The sequence below is a fragment of the Cellulosimicrobium sp. CUA-896 genome, from assembly GCF_001942335.1.
Lineage (GTDB): Bacteria > Actinomycetota > Actinomycetes > Actinomycetales > Cellulomonadaceae > Cellulosimicrobium.
In genome coordinates this window covers 158,351-176,786 of sequence record NZ_MKKH01000011.1, presented here as the reverse complement: position 1 = coordinate 176,786, position 18,436 = coordinate 158,351, and the positions used below count along the sequence as shown (strand labels likewise).

The window sequence follows — 18,436 nt, the reverse complement described above, 5'->3', positions numbered from 1 at the left end:
CCTGGCGGCTCCGTCCACAGGCTGCGCCCGGCGCGCCGCGGGGGCGCCCGCCCGGCTCACACCTCGATCCGGCGTCCCTCGCGCGCGCTGCGACGGGCGGCGTCGAGCACCTCGGCCGTGCGCACCGTGTCGCGCGGGTCGACGGGCACGGGCCCGTCCTGGAGGAGCCAGGCCGCCACGGCCCGGTAGAAGTCGGCGTGCCCGCCCTCCGCCCGGGGGACGGGGGTGCGCTCGCGACCGTGCGTCAGCCAGCCCTCCGTGCCCGTCGGTGCGTCGTCGTCGAAGACCTCGAAGGGCGACGCGTCGTTCTCGAAGGTGGTCACGACGTACGCGCCCGCCGTGCCCAGCACGCGCGTGCGCGGGCCGGGCGCACCGACGACCGAGCCGGCCCACAGGCGGCTGACGACCTCGCTCCCGGCCGCGTCGGGCGCGTGGTGGAGCACGAGGAACACGTCGTCCTCGGTCGGCGTGGTGTGCGCCCGCAGCTCCGCCCACACGGACGTCACGGGCCCGAAGAGCTGCGTCGCGGAGTCGACGAGGTGGGGCCCCAGGTCGAGCAGGAGCCCTCCGCCCACGGGGTCGTTCTCCTTCCAGCGCTGCTGGGGCACGGGCCGCCAGCGCTCCCAGCGCCGCTCGAAGGTGTGCACGGTACCGAGGTCGCCGCGCTCGAGGACCGCCCGGAGCGTGAGCTGCTCGGGGTCCCAGCGCCGGTTCTGGAACACCGTGAGCGGCGTCCGGGCGGCGTGCGCGGCCTCGACGACGGCGCGCGCGGACCCGGCGTCGAGCGCCACGGGCTTGTCGACGACGACGGGGACGCCCGCGGCGGCGAGAGCCGTCGCGTGCTCCGCGTGCAGTCCCGAGGGGCTCGCGACCACCACGACGTCGTAGGCCGCGCGGTCGGCGACCAGCGCGGCGAGGTCGTCGTGCAGGTGCACGCCCGGCCAGTCCTCGGCGGCCGCGGCGCGCCGCTCCGACGAGCGGACGACGACCGCCGTGACCGTGTGCCCGGCCTCGCGGACGAGACGTGCGTGGATGCCGCGCCCCGCTCCCCCGTACCCGACGATCCCGACCCTGAGCGGACGACCAGCGCTGTGCATGGCGCCCAATCTAACGGCCCGTCGCGCGCAGCCGGTTGCCGGGGCACGAGCGCGCGGCGTGTGCCGACAGTGGGCGACGACCGACCCACGACGTCCGGCCGCATCTCGACGAGGTGGCGAATTGCGCCTGTTGTTCCGGTATGGTCTCCTCCGTGCCGCCTCGCACGGTCGTGCCGGGTGTCGTCGTGGGGAAGGTTCGGTCCGTTGAGCGCCACGCGTCGTCGGGTCCCTCGCCGGACCGTCCTGCGCTACGCGCTCATCTCGCTCGCGCTGCTCATCGTGCTGGCGAACGTGCTCGGCGAGCGCTCGGTCGCGAACGACGCGGAACCGGCCGGACCTCTCCCGGGCAGCGCGCTGGACGCCCTCGGACGGCTCCCGGTCGCGAGCGCCGGGCCCGGCGCCGGCTACGCACGCACGGCCTTCGGCACGGCGTGGACCGACGCCGACGGGGACGGCTGCGACGCCCGCGACGACGCCCTGTCCCGCGACCTCGCGAACGCGACGTACTCCCCGCACGGGGTGCCGTGCCAGGTCCGCACGGGCACGTTCGTCGACCCGTACACGGGCGAGGCCCTCGCGTACCACCGGGGCACCGCCGCGGGCGACGACGTCGCCGTCGACCACGTGGTCGCGCTGCTCGAGGCCTGGCGCACCGGGGCCCGGGCCTGGGACGACGCGACGCGGGAACGGTTCGCGAACGACCCGCTGAACCTCCTGCCCGCCGCCGACGCGGCGACCCGCGCGAAGGGCGCGCGGGACGCGGCCTCCTGGCTGCCGCCCGACCACGCGTCCCGCTGCCCGTACGTGGCCCGCCGGATCGCCGTGAAGACCGACTACGGGCTGGCCGTCACGCCGGAGGAGTCCGACGCGATGACCGCGGTGCTCCGCGACTGCCCGGCCGAGCCGCTGCCGGTCGGCTGACGCGGCTCACGCCGCCGCCCGGCCCCGGTCCGCGCGGCCGAGCGCGCTGGGCCACCACGACCGACGCCCGACGTCGTGCACGAGCGCCGGCACGAGCAGGCTGCGCACCACCAGCGTGTCGAGGAGCACGCCGAACGCGACGAGGAACGCGATCTGCGCGAGGAACAGCAGCGGGATGATCCCGAGCGCCGCGAACGTCGTCGCGAGCACGACGCCCGCCGACGTGATGACCGACCCCGTGACCGCGAGCGCCCGCAGGACGCCGCGCCGGGTCCCCACCCGCAGGCTCTCCTCGCGCACCCGGGTCATGAGGAAGATCGAGTAGTCCACCCCGAGCGCGACGAGGAAGCAGAACGCGTAGAGCGGCACCGCGGGGTCCGCGCCGGGGAAGCCGAGGACGTGCTCGAACACCAGCGCGCCGACGCCGAGCGCCGCGCCGAAGGACAGCACGTTGGCCGCGACGAGCAGCACCGGGGCGAGCACCGACCGCAGCAGCAGCACGAGGATGACCAGGATCACGGCGAGCACGACGGGGACGATGACCCGCAGGTCGCGCTGACCGGCGAGCTGCGTGTCGAGGCGTTCGGCCGCGGCTCCTCCGACGAGCGCCTCGGGCGAGACGTCGTGGACGGCGTCGCGCACGGCGGACACCGTCTCGACCGCCTCCTGGCTGTCCGACGGCGCGTCGGTGGTCACGTCGACGCGCACCCGCCCGTCGACGACCAGCGGGTCGCCCTGCGCCGGCGCGCCGGGCGCGGCGGCGGGCTGGTCGGTCACGGGGGCCGCCGCCGCGACGCCGTCGGCGGCCGCGGTAGCGTCCACCACGGCCTGCAGGTCCTCCTCGGGCGCGACGACCGTGACCGGCTGGGCGGAGACGCCCTCGAAGTGCTCGGTGAGCACCTCCTCGCCGTCGACCGAGTCGACCTGGGTGAGGAAGACCTCGGAGTCCCCGGTGCCGTCGGCGTCCAGGGTCGGGACGAAGGCGGCGCACGCGGCGAGCACGACGGCGGTGACGACCCACACCCGGCGGTCGTGGCGGCCCACGAAGCTCGCGACCCGCGACCAGACGCCGTGCCCCTCGACGTCGACGCGGACGTCGCTCTCCGTCGCCGCCTCGGCCTCCACGGCGTGGTCTCCGGCGAAGCGGGGCATGCGCGGCCAGAACAGCGCGCGGGACCGCTGACCCGCGACGAGCAGGAGCGCGGGCAGCAGGGTCAGCGCCGCGACGAAGGCCGCCGCGATGCCGATGGCGGCGACGGGCCCGAGGCTGCGGTTCGACGACAGGTCGGACAGCAGCAGGCAGAGCAGCCCGGCGATCACGGTGCCCGCGCTCGCGGCGACGGGCTCGACCGACGCGCGCACGGCGCGGCGCAGCGCGGTCACGGTCGAGCGCACGGTGCGCAGCTCCTCGCGGTAGCGCGCGACGACGAGGAGCGAGTAGTCGACGGCGGCCCCGACGACGAGGATCGACAGGATGCCCTGGGACTGGCCGTTGAGCGTCAGCACGTCGTTCGCGGCGAGGTGGTAGACGACGAGCCCGGCCAGCGTCAGGGCGAGGACCGCGGTGAGGATGACGAGGAACGGCAGGACCGGCGAGCGGTAGACGACGGCGAGGATCACCAGCACCGCGCCGAGCGCGACGAGCAGGAGGACGGTGTCGATGCCGCCGAACGCCGTGACGAGGTCGGCCACGAAGCCCGCCGGACCGGTCACGGAGACGTCCAGCCCGCTGCCGGCGAGACCGCCGTCCGCGCCGTCCGCGGCGGCGAGGTCGCGCAGCGCGCCCACGGCGAGCTCGCTGATGCTGTCCTCCTCGGCGCCCACGCGGTCGGACGCGACCGCGGCGTCCAGGGAGACGACGACGAGCGCCGCCTCGCCGTCCTCGGACGGCACGACGACGGGGTCCGCGACGGACACGTCCCCGACCGTGCCCGGCTCGTCGCCCTCCGTGCCCGCGAGGGGGGCGTCGGGGACCGCGGCGGCGTAGGCCTCGAGCGCGGCGAGGTCATCCGGGTCGAGGGCCGACCCGTCACCCGTCGTCGCGACGACGAGGGCGGGCAGCGCCTCGCTGTCGACGAAGTCCTGGGCGAGCTCGGCGGCGCGCGTCGACTCGGCGCTCGCGGGCAGGAAGGCCGCGGCGTCGTTGGTCTGCACGGTGCTCAGGCGCCCCTGCGCCTGCCCCCCGAGCGCGCCGATGCCCATCCACACACCGATGACTGCGACAATGATCAGTCCCCGGAGGAAACCGCCCGTGCGTTTGCTCAGCATGCTGAGTAATGGTGCCATGGCGGAGGGAGGAGTGCACGTGGAGCGACCGCTCGCCGACGTCACGAACGGGTCCGAGGCCGACCCGGTCTTCGCCGAGCCCGCGTCCGCCGACCCGACGCAGTGGCCCACCGGTCGCCTGCTGTTCGCGGTCGCGCGCCGGATCGAGCGCGAGTGGAACGCCCACCTCGGCCAGTGGGACCTCAACCACGCCGGGTTCCCCGTCCTCATGCACCTGCTCGCCGGGCCGCGGTCCCAGCGCGAGCTCGCCGCGGAGTCCGGGGTGACCGAGCAGACGATGAGCCGGGTCGTCGCCCGCCTGGAGCGGTCGGGCTACGTGACGCGCACGGGCGACCCGGCCGACCGTCGACGGCGCGCGGTCGGCCTCACAGACTCCGGCCGCACGGCCGCGACGGCCGCCGCACGACGCCGGCCGGCGGAGGAGCTCGCCACGCGCGGCCTCGACGACGCGCAGGTCGGTGCGCTGCGCGAGGCGCTCCTCGCGATGCTCGAGCACCTGCCCCGCGACCCGGACGCGCCCGGCGAGGGCTAGCCTGGCCCGGTGGACGTGCACACCCTGCCGGGCCTGACGGAGTACCACGACGCGTGGGCGCTCCAGCGCTCGACGCACGAGGCGGTCGCGGCCGGTACGCGCGAGGACACGCTGCTCCTCGTCGAGCACCCGGACGTGTACACCGCCGGGCGGCGGACCAACCGGACCGAGCGGCCGCACGACGGCACACCCGTCGTGGACGTCGACCGCGGCGGCAGGATCACGTGGCACGGGCCCGGACAGCTCGTCGCCTACCCGGTGCTGCGCCTCGCGGAGCCGGTGGACGTCGTGGCCTACGTCCGCGCGCTCGAGGACGCGGTCATGGCCGTGTGCGGCGGGCTCGGGCTCGCGACGGTGCGGGTCGAGGGGCGCAGCGGCGTCTGGCTGGAGGCCGACGCCACGCGGCGCGAGCGCAAGGTGTGCGCGATCGGCGTGCGCGTCGCCCGCGGCGTGACCATGCACGGTCTCGCCCTGAACTGCTGCCCCAACCTGTCGCGCTTCGAGCGCATCGTCCCGTGCGGCATCGACGACGCCGACGTGACGTCGCTCTCCGCCGAGCTGGGCCGGACCGTGTCGCCCGACGAGGTCGCCGCGTCCCTCGTCGCGGCGCTGGAGGCCGCGCTGGCACCGCTGCGCGCGGCGCCCGCTCCGGCGGCGACGGGGTAGCGCCGCACCGCGCGCTACGCTGGAGGCTCAGGGACGTCGCGCGCGCCGGAGTACGGGAGGGTCGGTGCGCGACCTGCCGACCCCTGGACCACGCATGACACCGACGACCTCCTCCTCCCCTGCCCCGGCGCCCACGGTGCCGCCGCACGACGCACCCGGCCCGCGCGCGGGCGCGCCGACGCCCTCGCCCGCACGGGCCGGCGTCTACGCCCGCCTCCCCCGTCTCGCCGGGCGGTGGTTCCTCCCGGTGGCGTTCCTCGCACGCCTGCCGTTCTCGATGCTGACGATCGGCACGCTGCTGCTCGTCACGTCCTCGACAGGGTCCGTCGCCCTCGGCGGACTCGCCTCGGCGGCGGCCGCGCTCGGCACGGCGGTCGGCGGGCCGGCCCAGGGTGCCGTCGCCGACCGGGTCGGCCAGCGGCGCGTCGTGCTCGTCTGCGCGCCGGCGTCGGCCCTCGCCGTCCTGGGCCTGCTCGCGGCGAGCACCGGGTCGTCGACCGCCGCGACGCTCGCCGCCGCCGCGGCGGTCGGCGCGAGCGTGCCGCAGGTGGGGCCCCTCGCCCGGGTGCGCTGGCTCGCCATGGCCCGCGACGAGCCGCGGACGCTCTTCGCCGCGATGAGCTACGAGAGCACCGCCGACGAGGTGAGCTTCGTGCTCGGACCGGCGCTCGTCGGGGTGCTCGCCGCCGCCGGGTCGCCCCAGGTGGCCGTGCTGGTGGCCGCCGCGCTGCTGGCGACCGCCGGCACCGCGTTCGCGCTCCACCCGAGCGCACGGGTCACGAGCCGCCCCGGCACCCCCGGCGCGGCGTCGACAGCGCCGACGGCGCCCGGCGGGCTGCGCGCGACGTGGCGGCTCGCGCGTCGCGAGGCGGTGACGGTCGTCGGCATGCTCGCCATGGGGCTGCTCTTCGGCGGCACCCAGGCCGCGCTGACGGCCCTGACGCGCGACGCGGGCGTCCCGGACCTCGCAGGACTCGTGTACGCGGTGATGGGCGTCGGCTCGGCGGCGACCGCGCTCGCCGTCGTCGCGCTGCCGGACCGCTGGTCCCTCGGCGCCCGCTGGACGACGTTCGCCGGGGGGCTCCTCGTCAGCACGGCGGCGCTCGTCGGCGCCGCCTCGACCGGATCGGTCGCGGCCGTGGTCGCGGCCGTCGCGGTCGCGGGCCTGTTCGTGGGCCCGGTCATGGTCACCGTGTTCACCGTGGCGGGCGAGCGGGCGCCCGCCGGCCGCACCGCCGCCGCGATGACCCTCGTCGCCAGCGCGAACGTCGTCGGCGTCGCGCTCGGCGCCTCGGGTGCGGGCCAGCTCGGGCAAGGGGTGTCGGCCGCCGCGTCGTTCGCGGTGCCCGTCGTCGCCGCCGCGGTGCTGCTCGCCGCCGGGGTGTCGCTGACGTCACGTCCACGGGCTGGTCGCCGCCCGGAGCGGGGCGCGCGCGCTGCCGTACGCTGACCGTAGTCCGGCGTCGTACCGGGCGCCCCGCCACCTGGCCGGACGCCCGCGGACCGCTCCCGCGGTCGGGCGTCGGCGACCAGCAGGCCACGACGACCGGGAGACCCCGTGACGATCGCACCAGAAGGCCGGCGCATGCTGCGCGTCGAGGCTCGCAACGCGGCGACGCCCATCGAGAAGAAGCCCGAGTGGATCAAGACCCGCGCGTCGATGGGCCCGGAGTACTCCGAGCTCAAGGGTCTCGTGCGGCGCGAGGGCCTGCACACGGTCTGCGAGGAGGCGGGCTGCCCCAACATCTTCGAGTGCTGGGAGGACCGCGAGGCGACGTTCCTCATCGGCGGCGACCAGTGCACGCGCCGCTGCGACTTCTGCCAGATCGACACGGGCAAGCCGGCGGACTTCGACGCCGACGAGCCGCGTCGCGTCGCCGAGTCCGTCCAGGCGATGGGCCTGCGCTACTCGACCGTCACCGGGGTCGCGCGCGACGACCTGGCCGACGGCGGCGCCTGGCTGTACGCCGAGACCGTGCGGCAGATCCACGCGCTGAACCCGGGCACCGGCGCGAGCTGCTCATCCCCGACTTCAACGCCGTCCCCGAGCTGCTCGACCAGGTGAACGCGTCGCGCCCGGAGGTCCTGGCGCACAACCTCGAGACCGTGCCGCGCATCTTCAAGCAGATCCGGCCGGGCTTCCGGTACGAGCGCTCCCTGTCGGTGCTCACCCGCGCGCGCGAGGCGGGGCTGGTCACGAAGTCGAACCTCATCCTCGGCATGGGCGAGACGACCGACGAGGCGCGCGCGGCCCTGCAGGACCTGCACGACGCGGGCTGCGACCTCGTGACGATCACGCAGTACCTGCGCCCGTCGCTGCGCCACCACCCCGTGGACCGCTGGGTCAAGCCGGAGGAGTTCGTCGAGCTGTCGGACGCGGCGGAGGAGATCGGCTTCCTCGGTGTCATGTCCGGGCCGCTCGTGCGCTCCTCCTACCGGGCGGGCCGCCTGTGGGGCCAGGCGATGACCCGCCGCGGCCTGCCCGTGCCGCCCGCGCTCGCCCACCTCGCGGAGCCGACGACGTCCCGGCAGGAGGCCGCAAGCCTGCTGGCCCGCGCGCCCTACTAGACTGACGACCATGGCCCGCAAGAACTCTGGCACCACCGGCGCGCCCGCCGCCGGCGAGCAGGTCGCCACGCAGAAGAAGCCCAAGAAGCAGCGCTGGTACCACCAGGTGTGGGCCGCCTACCAGATGACCCGCAAGCAGGACCCCGCGGTCACGTGGGTCATGCTCGGCGTGTTCGTCGGGATCCTCGTCGTCGCCCTCGCGATCGGCCTGTGGTGGGGCCAGTGGGTCTACACGCTCATCGTGGGCCTGCCGTTCGCCGCGCTGGGCGCCATGTTCGTGCTCACGCGTCGCGCCGAGCGCGCCGCGTACCAGCAGATCGAGGGCCAGCCCGGCGCCGCGCGCGCCGCGCTCGGCACCATCCGACGTGGCTGGACCTTCGACGAGGAGCCCGTCGCGGTCGACCCCCGCACCCAGGACCTCGTGTTCCGCGGCGTCGGCCGCGCGGGCGTCGTCCTCGTGAGCGAGGGACCGCCGCACCGGGCGAAGCGGCTGCTCGACAGCGAGCGCAAGCGTGTGACGCGCGTGCTGCCGAACGTGCCCGTCACGCTCGTGCAGGTCGGCAACGACGAGGGCCAGGTCGCTCTCCCGAAGCTCCCGCGGACCGTCCAGAAGCTCAAGCCGACGCTCACCAAGCCCGAGACCGCCGAGGTCTCCAAGCGGCTGCGCGCGCTCGGCGCCGCCCGCCTGCCCATCCCCAAGGGCGTCGACCCGTCGCGCGCACGCCCCGACCGCAAGGGGCTCAAGGGCCGCTGACCGTCCGGGCCCCGGGCGACGGTCAGGTCCGCACGAGCACCGTGCCGGCGGCGCGGTCGTGCAGGCCGCGGCCGTCGGCGTCCCACACGACGGCGGGGACGACGAGCAGGAGCAGCGCGGTCCGTAGCAGGGCGCGCCCGACGCCGACCATCCGCCGCGGCTCGGCGACCCGGCGCACGCGCATCCCGAGCAGGCGGTGCCCGACGGTGAAGCCCAGCGTGCTGACGAGCAGCACGTTCTCGACCGCGAACACGAGCGGCTGGGACCACGCGGGCAGCGCGGAGACGCTCTCGAAGAAGCCGTCCGCCGCGGGACGGAAGAACAGGAACGCCACGAGCGTGGCGAGCGTCCAGTCGACGACCAGCGCGACGAGCCGGCGGCCGAGCGTGGCGAGGGAACCGGGCCCGTCGGGCGGGAGCCCGAGGCGCGCGCCGCGCCCCTCCGGGCGTCCCCCGGGGGTGCCCTCGAGCCACGAACCCATGTCCTCGCGCGATACCACGGCCCCAGCCTACGTGCCGGGACGTGGACACCCGCGCCCCGCGCGGGCCCGACGACGATAGGGTCGGCCCGGCGCACCCGAGCGCCGAGGGCTGAACGCGCCCCCGTGTAGCACGACCGTCACACGGGGACGCCGGACGTAACACGGCCGAAACAACGGGTACACGGCGAGGAAACCGCTGCGCCCTAGGTTCGTGGGCGCCACGTCAGCGGTTCGTCGCCGCGCAGCCCGACGGCACCACCCGATCAAGGAGCAACGGATGTTCAACAACGCGGAGGAGGCAATCGCCTTCACGCGGAACGAGGGCGTCGAGTTCGTCGACGTCCGCTTCTGCGACCTGCCCGGCATCATGCAGCACTTCAACATCCCCGTCGCACAGTTCGACGAGGCCGCCTTCGAGGACGGCCTGATGTTCGACGGATCGTCGATCCGCGGCTTCCAGGCGATCCACGAGTCGGACATGAAGCTCGTGCCGGACGTCAAGACCGCGTTCGTGGACCCGTTCCGCAAGCGCAAGACGCTCGTCGTGAACTTCTCGATCGTCGACCCGTTCACGGGCGAGCCGTACTCGCGCGACCCCCGCAACATCGCCGCCAAGGCCGAGGCGTACCTCGCGTCGACCGGCATCGCCGACACGGCGTACTTCGCCCCCGAGGCCGAGTTCTACGTCTTCGACGAGGCCCGCTTCGCGACGAACCAGCACTCGAGCTTCTACCACCTCGACTCGGTCGAGGCCGCGTGGAACACCGGTCGCGAGGAGGAGGGTGGCAACCTCGCGTACAAGACGCGCTACAAGGGTGGCTACTTCCCCGTCTCCCCGTCGGACCGCTTCGCCGACCTGCGCGACGACATGGTCGCCGTCCTCGGCCAGGTGGGTCTCGACGTCGAGCGCGCGCACCACGAGGTGGGCACCGCCGGCCAGCAGGAGATCAACTACCGCTTCAACACGCTGCTGCACGCGGCCGACGACCTGATGAAGTTCAAGTACGTCATCCGCAACGTGGGCTTCGAGGCCGGCAAGTCGGTGACGTTCATGCCGAAGCCGATCTTCGGCGACAACGGCTCGGGCATGCACTCGCACCAGTCGCTGTGGCTGAACGGCGAGCCGCTGTTCTTCGACGAGAAGGGCTACGGCGGCCTGTCCGACACGGCCCGCTGGTACATCGGCGGCCTCCTCAAGCACGCGCCGTCGCTGCTGGCGTTCACGAACCCGTCGGTGAACTCCTACCACCGCCTGGTCCCCGGCTACGAGGCCCCGGTCAACCTCGTGTACTCGGCGCGCAACCGCTCCGCGTGCATCCGCATCCCCGTCACGGCTCCTCCGCCAAGGCGAAGCGCGTCGAGTTCCGCGTGCCCGACCCGTCGGCCAACCCGTACCTCGCCTTCGCCGCGCAGCTGCTCGCCGGCATCGACGGCGTGCGGAACCGCATCGAGCCGCCGGAGCCGATCGACAAGGACCTCTACGAGCTGCCGCCCGAGGAGCACGCGCAGATCGCGCAGGTCCCGGCGTCGCTCGGCGAGGCGCTCGACGCGCTCGAGGCCGACCACGACTACCTGACGCAGGGCGACGTGTTCACGCCCGACCTCATCCAGACGTGGATCGACTACAAGCGCACCAACGAGATCGACCCGATCCGTCTGCGCCCGCACCCGCACGAGTTCGAGCTCTACTACGACATCTGATCGGTAGCAGACGCCGCACCGAGAGCCCCGGAGTCCGACGGACTCCGGGGCTCTCGCGGGTCCACAGCCGGATTCCTGGTCCGGGCGGTCCTCCCGCCGAGGAGGTCGCCCCCGCCCCTGTCGACGCCGAACCCCGGGTTGTGCGGCAGATCGAGAGTGGTCTGCCGCACAACCCGAGGTTCGGCACGTTGAACCGCGCGCAACCCGGGGTTCGGCTCAGTCCTCGCCGTAGAACAGCCGCTCCATGACGGTGCGTGCCCGCCGCGCGGTGCGCAGGTACAGCTCCTCGAGCTCCGCGCCGGTCGTGACGTCGGGTAGGTCGAGCACGCGCGCGAGGCCGTAGAGCGCCTGCCGGTCGTGCGGCAGGACGTCGGCGGTCGATCCGCCCGTGCGCCCGGACCACAGCACGAGCGCGCTGCGCAGCCGCGACGCGAGGTGCCAGGCCTCCCCGAGCACCGCCGCGTCCTCGCCATCCACGAGCCCGGCTCCCACGGCGGCGTCGAGCGCCTCGACGGTCGACGTCGTGCGCAGACCTTCGACCGCGTGGGCGTGCTCGAGCTGGAGGAGCTGGACGGTCCACTCGACGTCCGACACTCCCCCGCGCCCCAGCTTGAGGTGCCGCGACGCCTCGACCCCGCGCGGCAGCCGCTCGGACTCCACACGCGCCTTGATCCGGCGCACCTCGCGCAGCTGCGCCGCGTCCAGCCCGCCCGCGGGGTACCGCACACGGTCCACGACGGTCCGGAACTCCTCGCCCAGCCCACCGACGTCGCCGGCGACCGGCCGGGCGCGCAGCAGCGCCTGCGCCTCCCAGACGCTCGCCCAGCGCTGGTAGTACTCGGCGTAGGAGGCGAGCGAGCGCACGAGCGGGCCGTTGCGGCCCTCCGGTCGCAGGTCGGCGTCCACGGGCAGAGCCGGTTCCGGGCCGACGGCGGACAGCAGCTGGCGCATCCGCGTCGCGACGGCCGTGGCGTACGCCTGGGCGTCGCGCTCCGACGCGCCGGGAGCCGGGTCGTGGACGAACATCACGTCGGCGTCGGAGCCGTAGCCCATCTCGCACCCGCCGAGGCGGCCCATCGCGACCACGAGCATGCGCGCGGGCGCGGACGCCGGGTCCTGCTCGACGTACCCGAGCTCGCCCCGCGAGACGAACTCGGCGATCCGGAGCGCGCCGACGAGCACGACGTCGGCCGCCTCGGAGACGCTGCGCGCAGCCGTGACCGCGTCGACCACCCCGAGCAGCTCGGCCGCCCCGGTGCGGGCGAGCTCGCGGCGCCGCACGGCCCGCAGGCTGACGGTGGCGGGCTGGACCTGGTCGGCGCGGGTGAGGATCGCGTCCGTCTCCGACGCGAGCCGCTCCGCGCCGCGGGGCAGCAGGTCGGCGTCGTCGGCGAGCCAGCGCACCGACTCGGGCGACCGCGCGAGCGCGTCGGCGAGGTAGCGCGAGCTCGCGAGGATCTGGGCGAGCCGGTGCGCGGCGGACCCGGAGTCGCGCAGGAGCTTGAGGTACCAGTGGGTGGCGCCGAGCGTCTCGGACAGCGTGCGGAAGGCGAGCAGGCCGGCGTCCGGGTCGGCTCCCTCGGCGAACCAGCCGAGCATCACCGGCAGGAGCTGGCGCTGGATCGCCGCGCGCCGGCTCACGCCCTCGGTGAGGGCGTTGACGTGACGCATCGCGCCAGCGGGGTCGCGGTACCCGATCGCGGCGAAGCGTGCCTTCGCGGCCTCGGGCGCGAGGCTGACCTCGTCGGGCGACAGCTGCGCCGTCGCGGGCAGCAGCGGGCGGTAGTAGAGCTCCTCGTGCAGCCCCCGCACCTCGCGCCGCGTCGCACGCCACCGGTCCACGAGGCCCTGCGCGCCCTCGCTGCGCATGCCGAGGGAGCGCGCGAGGCGGCGCAGCTCGTCGTCGGCGGTCGGGACGAGGTGCGTGCGGCGGAGCCGGAAGAGCTGGATGCGGTGCTCGAGGGCGCGCAGGAAGCGGTAGCAGACGCCGAGGCGCGCGGCGTGCTCACGGCCGACGTACCCCGCGGCGGCGAGCTCGGCGAGCGCGGTGAGCGTGCTGCGGCTGCGGATCGTGTCATCGGACCGCCCGTGCACGAGCTGGAGGAGCTGCACGGTGAACTCGACGTCGCGCAGCCCGCCCTTGCCGAGCTTGAGCTGGCGGTCCGCCTCGGCGGCGGGCACGTGGTCCTCGACGCGGCGACGCATCGCCTGGGAGTCCTCGACGAAGTTCTCCCGGCCCGCGGCCGACCACACGAACGGCGCCACCGCCTCCTCGTACGCGCGGCCGAGCGCCCGGTCGCCCGCGACGGCGCGCGCCTTGAGCAGCGCCTGGAACTCCCACGTCTTGGCCCAGCGCTCGTAGTACGCGACGTGGCTCGCGAGCGTGCGCACGAGCGGGCCCTGCTTGCCCTCGGGACGCAGCGCGGCGTCCACGGTCCACAGCGCGGGCTCGCCCGAGGTCCCCGAGCACACGCGCGCGAGCGCCGTCGCGAGGCGGGCGCCCACCCCCGTCGCGTACTCCTCGTCGGCGCCCTCGGCGGGCTCGACGACGTAGACGACGTCGACGTCGGAGACGTAGTTGAGCTCGCGCGCACCGCACTTGCCCATGGCGATCACGGCGAGGCGCACCCCGGCCCCGTGGTCGTCGAGCTCGGCACGCGCCACGGCCAGCGCTCCCTCGAGGGCGGCCCCGGCGAGGTCCGCGAGCGCCGCGCCGACCGCGGGCATCCGGGTCAGCGGCTCCGCGACCGTGAGGTCGGTCGCCGCGATGCGCAGCAGCCGCTCGCGGTACGCGCGCCGCAGCGCGTCGACGCGCTCCGGGCCGGGCTGGTCGGCGACGGGCACGGCCGCCTCCGGGTCAGCGCCCACCGCGCGCAGCAGCTCGGCCCGCACCGCACCGGCGTCCACCCCCGTCCCGGCCGCGGGGTCGGCGACCAGGCGCAGCAGCGCCGGACGCCGGACGACGTCGTCGCCGAGGGCGACCGACGCACCGAGCAGGGCGAGCAACCGCTCGCGCGCCGCGCCGGGCGCGAGGCACCGCCGTGCGAGCGCGAGGAGGTCCGGGTCGCCGTCGCGCAGCAGCGCGCTGGCGAGCCGGACGACCTGGAGCAGCGCGAGGTCGGGGTCCGCGCTCGCCCCGAGGGCGACGAGCAGGTCGTCGTCGACGGCGCCCCCGTCCGCGGGCCCGCCGGCGCGACCGGCGCTGCCGTCCAGCAGCCGGGCGAGGTCGGCGTCGTCGAGCAGGCCCGCCGACCGCGTGATGTCGGCGAAGCCGTACCGCGCGAGCCGGCCCGTGCGGGTCGGGCGCCGCGCGGGACCGGACGAGCCGGGCGTCGTCGTGCTCACAGGACCTGGAGGAACCGCTTCAGCTCGAACGGCGTGACCTGCGCGCGGTACTCGTCCCACTCCTGGCGCTTGTTGCGCAGCACGTAGTCGAAGACGTGCTCGCCCAGCGTCTCGGCGACCAGCTCCGACTTCTCCATGACGGCGACGGCCGCGTCGATCGACTGCGGGAGCGGCTTGATGCCGAGCGCGCGGCGCTCGCGTCCGTGAGCTCCCACACGTCGTCCTCGGTGGCCTCGGGCAGGTCGTAGCCCTCCTCGATGCCCTTGAGCCCCGCGGCGAGGATGACGGCGAACGCGAGGTAGGGGTTCGTGGCCGAGTCGAGCGCGCGGTACTCCACACGGCTCGAGTTGCCCTTGCCCGGCTTGTACATGGGCACACGCACGAGTGCGGAGCGGTTGTTGTGGCCCCAGCAGACGTAGCTCGGCGCCTCCGCGCCGCCCCACAGCCGCTTGTACGAGTTGACGTACTGGTTCGTGATCGCGGTGATCTCGGCGGCGTGGACCAGCAGCCCGGAGATGAACTGGCGTGCCGTCTTCGACAGCTCGAACTGCGCCCCGGGCTCGTGGAACGCGTTGCGGTCGCCCTCGAAGAGGGACAGGTGCGTGTGCATGCCGGAGCCCGGCTGGTCGGCGAGCGGCTTGGGCATGAACGACGCGAACACGCCCTGCTCGAGCGCGACCTCCTTGACGACCGTGCGGAACGTCATGAGGTTGTCGGCCGTCGTCAGGGCGTCGGCGTAGCGCAGGTCGATCTCGTTCTGGCCGGGACCGGCCTCGTGGTGGGAGAACTCGACCGAGATCCCCATCGACTCGAGCATCGTGATCGCCGCGCGGCGGAAGTCGTGCGTGGAGCCGCGCGCGAGGTGGTCGAAGTAGCCGCCCTGGTCGACGGGCACGAGCGGGGCGTCCGCCGTGGCCGGCTGGTTGAAGAGGTAGAACTCGACCTCGGGGTGCGTGTAGAAGGTGAAGCCCTTGTCGCTCGCCCGGGCGAGCGTGCGCTTGAGCACGTTGCGCGAGTCCGCGAGCGACGGTTCGCCGTCGGGCGTGAGGATGTCGCAGAACATGCGTGCCGTCCCGTGCCGGTCGCCGCGCCAGGGCAGGACCTGGAACGTCGTCGGGTCCGGCTTGGCGATCATGTCGGCCTCGTACACCCGGGTGAGGCCCTCGATCGAGCTGCCGTCGAACCCGATGCCCTCCGAGAAGGCGGACTCCAGCTCCGCCGGCGCGATCGCCACCGACTTGAGCATCCCGAGCACGTCGGTGAACCAGAGCCGGATGAAGCGGATGTCCCGTTCCTCGACCGTGCGGAGCACGAACTCCTGCTGCCTGTCCATGCGGTACATCCTGCCTGATCCGTGTGACGAACGAGTGACACGACCGGGTGGCGGACTCGGTGCCGGGCGGACGCCGGGCGGACGCCGGGCGCTCGTCTAGGCTGACGGCATGGCTGATCTGCGCGTCGCGCTGGCACAGGTCGACACGTGCGTCGGCGATCTCGACGGCAACGCCGCCCTCGTCCTCGAGCGCACCCGGCAGGCGGCCGCCGCCGGTGCCGACCTCGTGGCCTTCCCCGAGATGACGCTCACCGGATACCCCGTCGAGGACCTCGCCCTGCGCGCGTCCTTCCGCCGCGCCGCGTGGGCCGCGGCCGCGCGGGTCGCCGACCAGCTCGCCGCGGAGGGGCTCGGCGCGACGACCGTCGTGCTCGGCACCGTGGGCACCGCCGGCGCCCCGCGGGGCGCCGGCGGTGCGGAGCGCGAGGCGTCGGGCAGCCCGGCCGACCTCCCGACCAACCGCGCCGTCGTGCTGCGCGACGGCGTCGTGCAGGCCGCGTACGACAAGCACCACCTGCCGAACTACGGCGTGTTCGACGAGTTCCGCATCTTCGCGCCGGGGCGCACGACCACGGTCGTCGAGGTCGCGGGCCGGCGCGTCGGCCTCGCCATCTGCGAGGACATCTGGCAGGACGGCGGCCCCGTCGCGGAGATGGCCGCGCTCGACGAGACCGGCGACGGGCTCGACCTGCTCGTCGTCCTCAACGGCTCGCCGTTCGAGGAGGGCAAGGGCCACGTGCGCACCGACCTCGCCGCCCGGCGGGCGCGGGAGGTCGACGCCCCGGTCGTGTACGTCAACATGGTGGGCGGGCAGGACGACCTCGTGTTCGACGGCGGCTCCTTCGTCCTCGACCGTGCGGGCGACCTCCTCGCCCGCGCGCCGCAGTTCGTCGAGGACCTCCTGGTGTGGGACCTGCCCGACGGCGCCCCGCCGCGCCCGTCGACGGGCGCTGGCCCGTCGCGCCTCTGCTGCCGGCCGACGAGGAGGTGTACCGGGCCTGCGTGACCGGTCTCGCCGGCTACGTGCGCAAGAACGGCTTCCGCTCGGTCGTGCTCGGCGCGTCCGGCGGCATCGACTCGGCCCTCACCGCGACGATCGCGGCGGACGCGGTCGGCGGGGCGAACGTCGTCGCGGTCTCCATGCCGTCCGCGTACTCGTCCGAGCACAGCAAGGACGACGCCGCGGACCTCGCCAAGCGCCTCGGCGCGGACTACCGCGTCCAGCCCATCGGCCCGATGGTCGACGCGTTCCAGGGCGAGCTGCACCTGACGGGCGTGGCCGAGGAGAACCTGCAGGCGCGCGTGCGCGGCGTCGTGCTCATGGCGCTGTCCAACGCGGAGGGCCACCTCGTCGTCGCGCCGGGGAACAAGTCCGAGCTCGCCACCGGCTACGCGACGATCTACGACGCCGGCAGCATCGGCGGCTTCGCCCCGATCAAGGACGTGGACAAGTCGCGCGTGTGGCGGCTCGCGCGGTGGCGCAACGACCAGGCGCTGGACGCCGGCGAGATCCCGCCCATCCCCGAGTCGTCGATCACCAAGCCCCCGTCGGCCGAGCTCCGGCCCGGCCAGACCGACCAGGACTCGCTGCCCCCGTACGAGCTGCTCGACGAGGTGCTCGACGCGTACATCGAGCACGCGGAGGGACGGGCCGAGCTCCTCGCGCGCGGTTTCGACCCCGAGGTCGTCGACACGGTCGTGCGGCTCGTCGACCGCGCCGAGTGGAAGCGCCGCCAGTACCCGCCGGGCACCAAGGTCACCGCGCTCGCGTTCGGACGCGACCGCCGTCTGCCGATCACGTCCCGCTGGCGCGAGCCGCTCGGCTGAGCCGCGTCGCCGCCGGCGGGAGACGCGCCCGCCGTGCCGCCCGAAACCCACCCGAGAAAGGCCCCCATGTCCGCACACACCGCCCCCGAGCCGTCGTCGCCGGACTGGGGCACCGCGCCCCGGCGCGTGCGCGTCCACCACCTCGCCGAGGCGAAGGCGCGCGGCGAGCGGATCACGATGCTCACGGCGTACGACGCGGTCACCGCGCACCTGTTCGACGAGGCGGGCATCGACGTGCTGCTCGTCGGAGACTCGATCGGCAACACGATGCACGGCCACGCCACCACGCTCCCCGTCACCGTTGACGACCTGGTCCCGGCCGCCCGCGCGGTCGCCCGTGCGGCGCGTCGCGCCCTCGTGGTCGTCGACCTGCCGTTCGGGTCCTACGAGGCCGGGCCGGAGCAGGCGCTCGCCACGGGCGTGCGCTTCCTCAAGGAGACGGGGGTCAGCGCCGTCAAGCTCGAGGGCGGCCGTCGCGTCGTCCCGCAGGTCCGCGCGCTCACCGAGGCGGGCATCCCCGTCGTCGGCCACGTCGGGTACACGCCGCAGTCGGAGCACGCGCTGGGCGGCCCGCGGGTGCAGGGGCGCGGGGACGACGCCGCGGAGCGGCTCAGCGAGGACGCGCTCGCCGTCGCCGAGGCCGGTGCGGTCGCGGTCGTCCTCGAGATGGTCCCGGTCGAGGTCGCGGCGCGCGTCACCGAGATCCTCGCCGTGCCGACCATCGGCATCGGCGCCGGGCCGCAGTGCGACGGCCAGGTGCTGGTCTGGACCGACATGGCGGGGATGACCGAGTGGTCCCCGCGGTTCGCGCGACGCTACGCGGAGCTGGGGCAGGCGCTGCGCGGCGCCGCCGAGGCGTACGCCGCCGACGTGCGCGCCGGCACGTTCCCCGACGAGGGCCACAGCTTCGCGCGCTGACCGGCGC

At 74.8% G+C, this 18,436-nt stretch carries 12 protein-coding genes and 3 pseudogenes; 10 read left to right on the top strand and 5 right to left on the bottom strand.

Translation table 11 applies throughout. The features are described from left to right. Positions 1-56: 56 nt before the first annotated feature. On the bottom strand, positions 57-1,097 hold the full coding sequence (locus BJF88_RS05380) for a Gfo/Idh/MocA family protein (protein ID WP_075828033.1): 1,041 nt from the start codon (positions 1,095-1,097) through the stop codon (positions 57-59). Positions 1,098-1,301: 204 nt separating this feature from the next. Between BJF88_RS05380 and BJF88_RS05375 the strand changes: the two genes are divergently transcribed. After that, complete coding sequence (locus BJF88_RS05375) at positions 1,302-2,018, top strand: HNH endonuclease family protein (RefSeq protein WP_075828032.1); 717 nt, start codon at positions 1,302-1,304, stop codon at positions 2,016-2,018. 6 nt (positions 2,019-2,024) lie between these two features. Here BJF88_RS05375 and BJF88_RS05370 read toward each other — a convergent pair whose 3' ends face one another. After that, positions 2,025-4,286, bottom strand: coding sequence for an MMPL family transporter (locus BJF88_RS05370; RefSeq protein ID WP_083648872.1), 2,262 nt, complete (start codon positions 4,284-4,286; stop codon positions 2,025-2,027). 37 nt (positions 4,287-4,323) lie between these two features. Between BJF88_RS05370 and BJF88_RS05365 the strand changes: the two genes are divergently transcribed. The 5 genes and pseudogenes from BJF88_RS05365 to BJF88_RS05345 all read left to right on the top strand — a co-directional run bounded on the left by BJF88_RS05365 (position 4,324) and on the right by BJF88_RS05345 (position 8,824). After that, entirely contained in the window at positions 4,324-4,836 is a 513-nt protein-coding gene (locus tag BJF88_RS05365) for a MarR family winged helix-turn-helix transcriptional regulator (protein WP_255371771.1), read from the top strand. Between the two features lie 9 nt (positions 4,837-4,845). After that, positions 4,846-5,502: a lipoyl(octanoyl) transferase LipB gene (gene lipB / locus BJF88_RS05360; protein ID WP_075828030.1), complete on the top strand. Its 657-nt coding sequence runs from the start codon at positions 4,846-4,848 to the stop codon at positions 5,500-5,502. A 94-nt stretch (positions 5,503-5,596) separates the two neighbouring features. Beyond that, on the top strand, positions 5,597-6,952 hold the full coding sequence (locus BJF88_RS05355; RefSeq protein WP_075828029.1) for an MFS transporter: 1,356 nt from the start codon (positions 5,597-5,599) through the stop codon (positions 6,950-6,952). Positions 6,953-7,060: 108 nt separating this feature from the next. Beyond that, positions 7,061-8,070, top strand: a pseudogene (gene lipA, locus BJF88_RS05350) (lipoyl synthase). 10 nt (positions 8,071-8,080) lie between these two features. Further along, positions 8,081-8,824, top strand: a complete 744-nt coding sequence (locus BJF88_RS05345) for a DUF4191 domain-containing protein (RefSeq protein ID WP_075828028.1) — start codon at positions 8,081-8,083, stop codon at positions 8,822-8,824. A gap of 22 nt (positions 8,825-8,846) precedes the next feature. Here the strand turns inward: BJF88_RS05345 and BJF88_RS05340 are convergent, their stop codons facing one another. Continuing rightward, positions 8,847-9,323, bottom strand: a complete 477-nt coding sequence (locus BJF88_RS05340; RefSeq protein WP_075828027.1) for an RDD family protein — start codon at positions 9,321-9,323, stop codon at positions 8,847-8,849. 259 nt (positions 9,324-9,582) lie between these two features. Between BJF88_RS05340 and glnA (BJF88_RS05335) the strand changes: the two are divergent. Further along, a pseudogene (gene glnA / locus BJF88_RS05335) lies at positions 9,583-11,006 on the top strand (type I glutamate--ammonia ligase). A gap of 216 nt (positions 11,007-11,222) precedes the next feature. Here the strand turns inward: glnA (BJF88_RS05335) and BJF88_RS05330 are convergent. Together BJF88_RS05330 and glnA (BJF88_RS05325) are read right to left on the bottom strand one after the other, a co-directional pair. Beyond that, complete coding sequence (locus BJF88_RS05330; protein WP_075828026.1) at positions 11,223-14,351, bottom strand: bifunctional [glutamine synthetase] adenylyltransferase/[glutamine synthetase]-adenylyl-L-tyrosine phosphorylase; 3,129 nt, start codon at positions 14,349-14,351, stop codon at positions 11,223-11,225. Further along, positions 14,348-15,684 (bottom strand): annotated as a pseudogene (glnA, locus tag BJF88_RS05325) (type I glutamate--ammonia ligase). Before glnA (BJF88_RS05325) ends, BJF88_RS05330 begins: the two are co-directional and overlap by 4 nt. Before the next feature lie 109 nt (positions 15,685-15,793). Here glnA (BJF88_RS05325) and BJF88_RS21310 point away from each other — a divergent pair. The 3 genes from BJF88_RS21310 (at position 15,794) to panB (ending at position 18,429) form a co-directional block, all read left to right on the top strand. Continuing rightward, positions 15,794-16,690 (top strand): nitrilase-related carbon-nitrogen hydrolase, encoded by an 897-nt coding sequence (locus BJF88_RS21310; protein WP_255371770.1) that lies wholly within the window; start codon positions 15,794-15,796, stop codon positions 16,688-16,690. Continuing rightward, positions 16,687-17,511: an NAD(+) synthase gene (gene nadE / locus BJF88_RS21305; RefSeq protein ID WP_255371769.1), complete on the top strand. Its 825-nt coding sequence runs from the start codon at positions 16,687-16,689 to the stop codon at positions 17,509-17,511. The genes BJF88_RS21310 and nadE overlap by 4 nt, the downstream gene beginning before the upstream one ends. Positions 17,512-17,577: 66 nt before the next feature. Beyond that, complete coding sequence (gene panB / locus BJF88_RS05315; RefSeq protein WP_075828025.1) at positions 17,578-18,429, top strand: 3-methyl-2-oxobutanoate hydroxymethyltransferase; 852 nt, start codon at positions 17,578-17,580, stop codon at positions 18,427-18,429. Positions 18,430-18,436: the final 7 nt, after the last annotated feature.